The sequence below is a fragment of the Amycolatopsis antarctica genome (assembly GCF_002262875.1).
Lineage (GTDB): Bacteria > Actinomycetota > Actinomycetes > Mycobacteriales > Pseudonocardiaceae > Amycolatopsis > Amycolatopsis antarctica.
On sequence record NZ_NKYE01000028.1, the window covers coordinates 23,537 to 30,723 of the forward strand.

The 7,187-nt window shown below is 68.0% G+C and carries 5 protein-coding genes and 1 pseudogene; 3 read left to right on the plus strand and 3 right to left on the minus strand.

All coding sequences use genetic code 11. The features are described from left to right. Nucleotides 1–326: 326 nt before the first annotated feature. Complete coding sequence (locus tag CFN78_RS27765) at nt 327–1,838, plus strand: alpha/beta hydrolase (protein WP_240519737.1); 1,512 nt, start codon at nt 327–329, stop codon at nt 1,836–1,838. A 125-nt stretch (nt 1,839–1,963) separates the two neighbouring features. Here the strand turns inward: CFN78_RS27765 and CFN78_RS27770 are convergent, their stop codons facing one another. Beyond that, a complete protein-coding gene (locus tag CFN78_RS27770; RefSeq protein ID WP_094866247.1) occupies nt 1,964–3,415 on the minus strand; it encodes an alpha/beta hydrolase in 1,452 nt (483 codons plus the stop codon). 512 nt (nt 3,416–3,927) lie between these two features. Here CFN78_RS27770 and CFN78_RS27775 point away from each other — a divergent pair. After that, nucleotides 3,928–5,073 carry a sensor histidine kinase gene (locus CFN78_RS27775; RefSeq protein WP_094866250.1) on the plus strand — a complete coding sequence of 382 codons (1,146 nt, stop codon included), beginning with the start codon at nt 3,928–3,930 and terminating at the stop codon, nt 5,071–5,073. 417 nt (nt 5,074–5,490) lie between these two features. Further along, nucleotides 5,491–6,036 carry a DUF4232 domain-containing protein gene (locus tag CFN78_RS27780; RefSeq protein ID WP_094866252.1) on the plus strand — a complete coding sequence of 182 codons (546 nt, stop codon included), beginning with the start codon at nt 5,491–5,493 and terminating at the stop codon, nt 6,034–6,036. A gap of 134 nt (nt 6,037–6,170) precedes the next feature. Here CFN78_RS27780 and CFN78_RS30000 read toward each other — a convergent pair whose 3' ends face one another. Together CFN78_RS30000 and CFN78_RS30250 are read right to left on the minus strand one after the other, a co-directional pair. Next, nucleotides 6,171–6,497: an alpha/beta fold hydrolase gene (locus CFN78_RS30000; protein ID WP_240519738.1), complete on the minus strand. Its 327-nt coding sequence runs from the start codon at nt 6,495–6,497 to the stop codon at nt 6,171–6,173. Nucleotides 6,498–7,027: 530 nt separating this feature from the next. Further along, nucleotides 7,028–7,187 (minus strand): annotated as a pseudogene (locus CFN78_RS30250) (ABC transporter permease); the annotation flags it as partial.

The window sequence follows — 7,187 nt, forward strand, 5'->3', positions numbered from 1 at the left end:
GGGACCGGAGTATGCGAGAAGAGGCATACCACGCGAGCCCGTGCCCGGCGCGCCACGAGTCGCCCCGCCGCCCGGTCGTCCGTGCCGAATTCGCCCGCATAGCTGGAAAGTTCACCGGAGCGCGCGCGTGTATTTCTCGGGGAGCATGCCGTGCCCGATCCTCTGGCGCACTTTCCGGGAAGCCGTGTGCGCTTTCGTCCAGACTTCCCTCGTCATCCGAACCGGCGAGAAGCGCTGTGGCACGTCGACTTGACTGTGTCCCAAGGGCACAGTGTGGAGTGTCAACTGACAAGAACAGTTGCGAGATTACGTCGGGGAGTGAACACGTGAATCGAAAACGCGGCGTTGGCCGAAGTGTGACCCTGGTGGCCGTGCTCGGCCTTGCCGGGGCCGTGACCGGAGTGTCGGTCGTGGCCGCCGAGCAGAGCGGCGAGCCCGTGGCGCAGGTGCAGTGGGGCGCCTGCCCCGAAGACGTCCCGAACGATCCGCCCCAGTTGCAGTGCGCCACGGTGCCGGTGCCGCTGAACTACAGCGATCCCGACGGCACGCAGATCGAGATCACGATCTCCCGGCTGGCCAGCACGAACCCGGAGAAGCGGCGCGGCGTGCTGATGCTGAACCCGGGTGGTCCGGGCGGGACCGGGCTGGACCAGCCCACGTTCCTGGCCGCCCAGGGGATACCTGCCAGCGTTCTGGACAGCTACGACCTGATCGGTATGGACACTCGCGGGGTCGGCCACTCGACGCCGGTGAACTGTGGCTTCACCGCCGAGCAGGAGTACCAGGCCAACGTTCCGCCGTACGCGGTCGACGAAGCCGCGGTGGCCGAGCGGGCCGGTGTCGTCAAGGGTGTCGCCGAGCAGTGCGCGGCCAACGACCACAATGGACAGCTACGGCATCTGACCACCGCGAACATGGCCCGCGACCTGGACCGGATCCGGGCCGCGCTCGGCGAGGAGAAGACCAATTTCCTCGGCTACTCCTACGGATCCGGGCTGGGCGCCGCGTACGCCTCGATGTTCCCGGAGAGGTCCGACCGGATCGTCCTCGACAGCAACATCGGTGACACCCACCTGAACGAGGAGGGGATCCGCAGGTACGCCCGGGGCATGGAGGAGACGTTCCCGGACTTCGCGAAATGGGCGGCGGAGCGGAACGAGAGCTACGGCCTGGGCAGCACCCCGGAGGAGGTGCGCGACACCTACTTCACCATCGCCGAGAAACTCGATGAGACCCCGGCGGAGGGCCTCGACGGTGGCACCTTCCGGTTCATCAACTTCGCCTCGCTCTACAACGAGAAGTCCTACGGTCAGGCGGCGCAGACCTGGCAGTCGCTGCTCAACTCCACCGGCACGGCGCCGAAGGGAGCCCAACCGGCCGCTACCAGTACGCCTTCGCCGAACGACAACGCCCTGACCGTCTTCCTCGCGGTGACCTGTAACGATGTCGAGTGGCCCGAGGACGTCCAGAGCTACCAGCGGGCTGTGGCCGAGGATCGCGAGAAGTACCCGCTGTTCGGCGCGGCCACCGCGAACATCATCCCCTGCGCCTACTGGCAGGAACCGCTCGAGCCGCCGGTGGCGATCAACGACGAGGGGCCGGCCAACATCCTGGTCGTGCAGAACCAGCGCGACCCGGTCACTCCGCTCTCCGGCGGTGAGTCGATCAACGAGAAGCTCGGCGAGCGGTCCCGGCTGGTGAGCGTCGACGGGAGCGGGCATGGGGCCTACGTCCTCGGCAAGAATCCCTGTGCGTTGAACACCACGACCAACTACCTGGTCGACGGCACCATGCCCGAGCGGGACGTCACCTGCGAGGCGGCCCCGGCTTCCGGCTGAGAACAAGGGCAGTGAAGCACGGTCGTGCGGAGCGGGTCGCACGCATGACCGGGCATACCGAAACGACCGCTTTCCCCCGCAGCAGCAGGGGAAAGCGGTCGTTTCTGTTCGATTCCCGCCGAGGGTCAGGCAGACTCGGCCGCGCAGGCGCGGTCCTGCGCCGGGCGCTGCCCGGTGGTCAGGAAGGTGGTCACCGTGTCGTTCGCGCACTGGTTCGCGCCGTACAGATACGCGCCGTGGCCGCCCTGGTCGGCGGTGACGATCCGGGCACGCCGGCCCAGTGCGTCGCGCAGCTTTTCCGCTCCGGCCAGCGGGGTGGCCGGGTCACGTAGATTCTGCACCATGAGCACGTTCGAGGGGCCCCGGTCGCCGACCTGTACCGGCGGTTCCACCGGAGCGCTCGGCCAGAACGCGCACGGCCGGATGTTGGCGGTGGCAGCGCCGAACATCGGGTACCGGATGCGGTCGACCTCCACATCGGCCTGATACGAGGGCACCGACCTGGACCAGTCGGCGTCATTGCAGATCGTGTAGAGGTGACTGGCGAACGAGTTGTCCGACTGGAACGGTGGTACCTCCGGGTCCGGCTGCGGCTGGTTCGACTCGATCGCCTTCCAGAGTTCGGCCAGCATGGGCAGTTGCGCATCGCGGTACAGGTGCCCGAAGGTGACCAGGCGGAACAGTGCGCCGTCGAGCCCCTGCTGCGGCTTCTCGTCCAGGCGCTCGGCGAGTTCGAAGTACTTCGCGGTGATCTCTTCCGGCGTACTGCCGAGACCGTGCTCCGGATGGGCGGCGGCGTACTTCGCGAAGTCCGGGAACCGGTCCTGCACACCTCTGCCGATCAGCCGCCCGCCCTCGCTGTCCAGACCGCCCGGGGGCACGCTGCTGTCCAGCGAGATCCGATCGGTGCGCTCCGGGAACAGAGTGGAATAGACCGCACCGAGATGGGTTCCGTAGGAGGCCCCGTGGTACGAGATCTTCTCCTCGCCCAGCGCCTCCCGGATCCGGTCCATGTCGCGCGCGGCGTTCGCGGTGCTGAGGTGGGGCAGCATCCATGCCGACTCGGAGGAGGCACACTGCTCGGCGACCAGCTTCGCCTCCTCGCCCCGCTTCACGACATCCGCCGAACTCCGGGCGTACGGCGGAATGTTGCCCCGCGACATCTGCTCCGGGGTCATGTCACAGGTGACCGGGGTGCTGTGCCCGACCCCTCGCGGGTCGATCCCGATCACGTCGTAGGTGTCCTGCACGGTCTGTGGCAGACCGGCATCCAGGAGCTGGGTCGGAAACTGCAGTCCCGCGCCGCCGGGGCCGCCCGGGTTGGTCAGCAGCACCCCGTGCCGCTGCGCCGGATTCTTGCTCGCCATCCGGGAAATGGCGATGTCGATTTGTTTCCCGTCCGGATCCTGGTAGCTCAGCGGCACCCGCACCGTGGAACATTCCAGGCCCGGCGCGGCGGTGTCCTCCGGGCACGCGCCCCACCGCAACGGATCCGGGGTGTTCGCGGCCGATACTCCCGGCACCACGACCGTCGCCATCGCCGCGACGGCGAGCGCGGCCATACAGCTTCTTCGCATCTGGTTTCCTCCCTGGCCCGGCGCACCGGGCGCCGGATCCGAACGAACTACCGAACTCGCCACACCGAAGATCGGGACGGATCGCCGATGGCCGGCGAAACGCGGGGCCCGCCGGCCATCGAACCTGCTTCGGTCGGGCGATCCCGGACGACCGCCCGGGTGACGATGTCTCGACGTTAGGAGTGGCCGATCCCTCGCCACATCCGCACCGAGGACGACAGCCGCGTCATCCGCTGGGCGTACGTTCACCGAATCGGGTGTCCACAGCGGACACGAGGAGCCTGGGCGCGGATCGTCATGGCGGGCGAAAGTGTGCCGTCGCGGCACCGATTCCGGACGCCGGTCCGCGCGAACGTATGACGCGACGTCACTGGTGCGGACGGCGGATCACAACGATAGTGGCGGCATGCTCTGCCATTCCTATCCGGCGATACCGGTGACCGCGATCATGGTGCGTGCGGACGCCCCGGGTCCCGGCTCCGACCGTGGCCGTGCGAAGGCCGGGTGATTGCGTGAATTCGGCACGTGCGGCATCCGAGGGCGGGACCGAGCCCGCACAGGGGCAGCTACGCAAACTCAACCTGACCCTGTTCCTCCCGCTGCTCGTCCTCGCCGGGGCACTGGTGCTGGCCAAGGACGCCGAATCGTGGTGGGCGTTCGCGATACTGGGTGCGTCCGTGGTCGCCGGCCTGGTGGCCTTCGTGCGATGGACCGCAGGCGAGGTGCTGCGCGTGGCTCTGCCCTGTCTGATCGTCACCGGGCTCGTGTGGCCGTTCTCGGTGCTGGTGGTCGACGGCAGCGCGGTCTTCGTCTGCCTGGCCTGTGTGGGTTCCTTCGTGATTCCCGAGCTGCCCCGGCACCGGGTCGTGCTGGCCTTCGCGCTGACCGGTTACGTCGCCGCGGTGGGTGCGTCGAGACTGTTGCTGCCACACGAGGGCGTCGTCGACGTCCTGGTGCAGTACGTCCTGGTCCCCACCGGCATCACCGCCGCCACGGTCGCACTCCGGTTCCCCAACAAGCGTTTCTACGATGTCGTCACCGACCTGGAGGAGGCGCGGGACCGGGAGGCGGAGCTGGCCGTCATCCGCGAGCGGGTGCGGTTCGCGGGCGATCTGCACGACATCCAGGGCCACACGCTGCATGTGGTGAAGCTGAAAACCGCGCTCGCACAGCGACTCGTGGACAGTGACGCCGAACGCGCCAAACAGGAGCTGCAGGAGATCCACGCGTTGGTCAGCGAAACCATTACCCAGACGAAGGAACTCGCCTACGCGCAGCGCAGGTTGAACCTCTCCGCCGAGCTGGAGAACGCGAGGAACCTGTTCGAGGCCGCGGGCATCAGGGTGCGCATCAACCGCGAAGCGGATGTCGACCAGGACGCGAGCGAGCTGCTCGGTCAGGTACTGCGCGAGACCACGACCAACATCCTGCGGCACGCTCAGGCAACGCGGGTGCGGATCACCCTGTCGGAGTCGAGCATCACCGTCGTCAACGATGGTGCCCAGCACGGCAGGCCGCCCGAGCTCCGTGGACTGGCCGCGCTCGAGCAGCGCGTCGCGGCCGATGGGGGAACACTGACCGTCGAGCAGGACGACGGTCGTTTCCTGACGGCGGCGGCACTTCCGTACTCGCGGCCCGAGGCGCGCGAGAACCGGTAGCAGGTGCGACCGGCGCCGGAACGAGGTCACGGCGAAGTGAGCGTGTCCGGTGCCTTTCGCCCGTCGCGCCATCTCGATGCCCGTACGCACAAATCCTCAATCTGAACGGGAACCATTTCGTGCCGGGCTTGACGCCGGCCGGATCCGCTGGCTCCAGGAGAGAAAACCTAGCAGTACCAATACTTCCCACGCAGACGATCGCATGTCCTGAACCGCCGCCGTGGCCGCGTTCATTGCGTGTGACGAAGGTCATCCGCGATGAACGAGTAAATCAGAACAGACGTCTACTGTTCAGATCGTTCCGAAATGGCCGATACGGATATCGAATACGAGCGAACGCTGACAGTTCGATATCGGATGGCGCTGTTGATGGCTCGACCTTGACAGGAAATCGTCCGAGAAGCAGGAGGCAAAACGATGAACAACTCTTTCGTGAAGCGTATGGCGATCGGTACGACTGTGGCGGCCGGCGCACTGGCCGTGGGTATGACGGGTATCGCCTCGGCTTCGGCGGGCCCGGTGACGGAGGGGCCGGGCGAGGTGCCGCCGTGCACCGCCGAACAGCTCAAGCTGACCGACACCGCTCCGCAACCCGCTGACTCCAACGGCCAGTACGAGGTGACGCTGGGCTTCAAGAACATCTCCGGCGGTACCTGTGGACTGGATGGTCTGCCCACTGTGGACCTGGTCGGTGAGGCGCAGGCTCCGTACGGCGAGCGGTACCGGCTGCCGAACGTCGAGCAGGGCGGGTTCATCGCCCTGGTGCCCGGCGAGGCCGCTGAGGTAGCCACGATGACCGTGCTGACGCCCGGCGAGGGCGGCGTGCCCTGGACGCCGAAGACTCTGGAGGTCACCGCACCGGGCGAGGACACCCCGCACCTGTCCGCGTGGCCGGCGGACCTGCCTGTCCTGCGGCAGGACGGTGCGACCAACCCGGGCTCCTACGTGGGTGGCATCTCCTGACGCACACACGAATCTGGCGCGGGGCGGACTTTCCGCCTCGCGCCAGATTCGTCTCCGGATGCCGCCCGCCCGGATCCACCTCGGCTGGTGCCCCTGGAATCGGTGCGACATGGGCAGGTGCCGGCGGTTTCGGGTCAGTTCGGCTCGGCCGCACACGCCTGATCACGGTCGGGACGGTGGCCGGTGGCCAGGAAGCCGGTGGCGCTGTCGATCAGGAACCGGTCGCTGCGATGCGGGAACATCGTGGTGTAGACCGACCCGAGGTAGGTGCCGTAGGAGATGCCGAAGTAGGAGATCCGTGACTCGCCCAGTGCCTCCCGGACCCGGTCCATGTCGCGGGCCGTGTTCGCGGTGGTGATGTGCGGCAGCAGCGGCGCGGTGGCCGAGGATCCGCACTTCCCGGCCACACCGGCCACCCGGTCCGCTTCGTTCGTGACGTCAGCGGAGTCGCGTGCGTACACCGGGATGTGTTGGACGGGTGTTCCAGCAGGGTCGGATCGCGGGTCACCGGCGTGCTGTGGTCGACGCCGCGCGGGTCGATCCCGATCACGTCGTAGCTGTCCAGTACCTCCCGCGGCATCGCGAGGTCGCCCCGCGGAATGGCCGGGAAGACAAGGCCCTCTCCGCCCGGCCCGCCGGTGTTGGTCAGCAGCACGCCACGCCGCTTCTGCGGATTGGTACTCGCCGGCCGCGAGATCGCGATCTCGATCGTCTGCCCGTCCGGGTCCCCGTAGTCCAGCGGAACGTCGAGCGTCGCACATTCCAGGCCGGGCCTGGCCGCGTCCTCCGGGCACGGCCCCCAGCTCACCGTGTCCGCTGTCGCCGCCGATGACACCCCCACCGGCGCCAGGGTGGCCACCCCGGCGGTGGCGACCACCGTCAGGACGGACTTTCGCATCGGAACTCCCTCTGGGGCATGGCCGCGATCGGGCCACAGTGGACGGTCGCTGCCGTGGAGTTGGCGCTCCGCCGATGTTCGTACGGCGGGTCCTCAGCGGCGGGGTTCCCAGCGGAAGAGGCGGGTGGCGAGGGTGACGGCGACGATGACCCAGGCCGCGGTGGGGGCGAGCAGGAGCAGGGAGTCGCCGAGTGGGACGCCGCCGTTCCAGGCGTTGGTGACCAGTTCGGTGGCGGAGCCGCCGGGCAGCAGG

Bases quoted from the DNA above. Each gene is read 5' to 3' on its own strand.
- CFN78_RS27770 (WP_094866247.1), bottom strand. From the start codon at position 3,415: ATGCGAAGAAGCTGTATGGCCGCGCTCGCCGTCGCGGCGATGGCGACG.
- CFN78_RS27780 (WP_094866252.1), top strand. From the start codon at position 5,491: ATGAACAACTCTTTCGTGAAGCGTATGGCGATCGGTACGACTGTGGCG.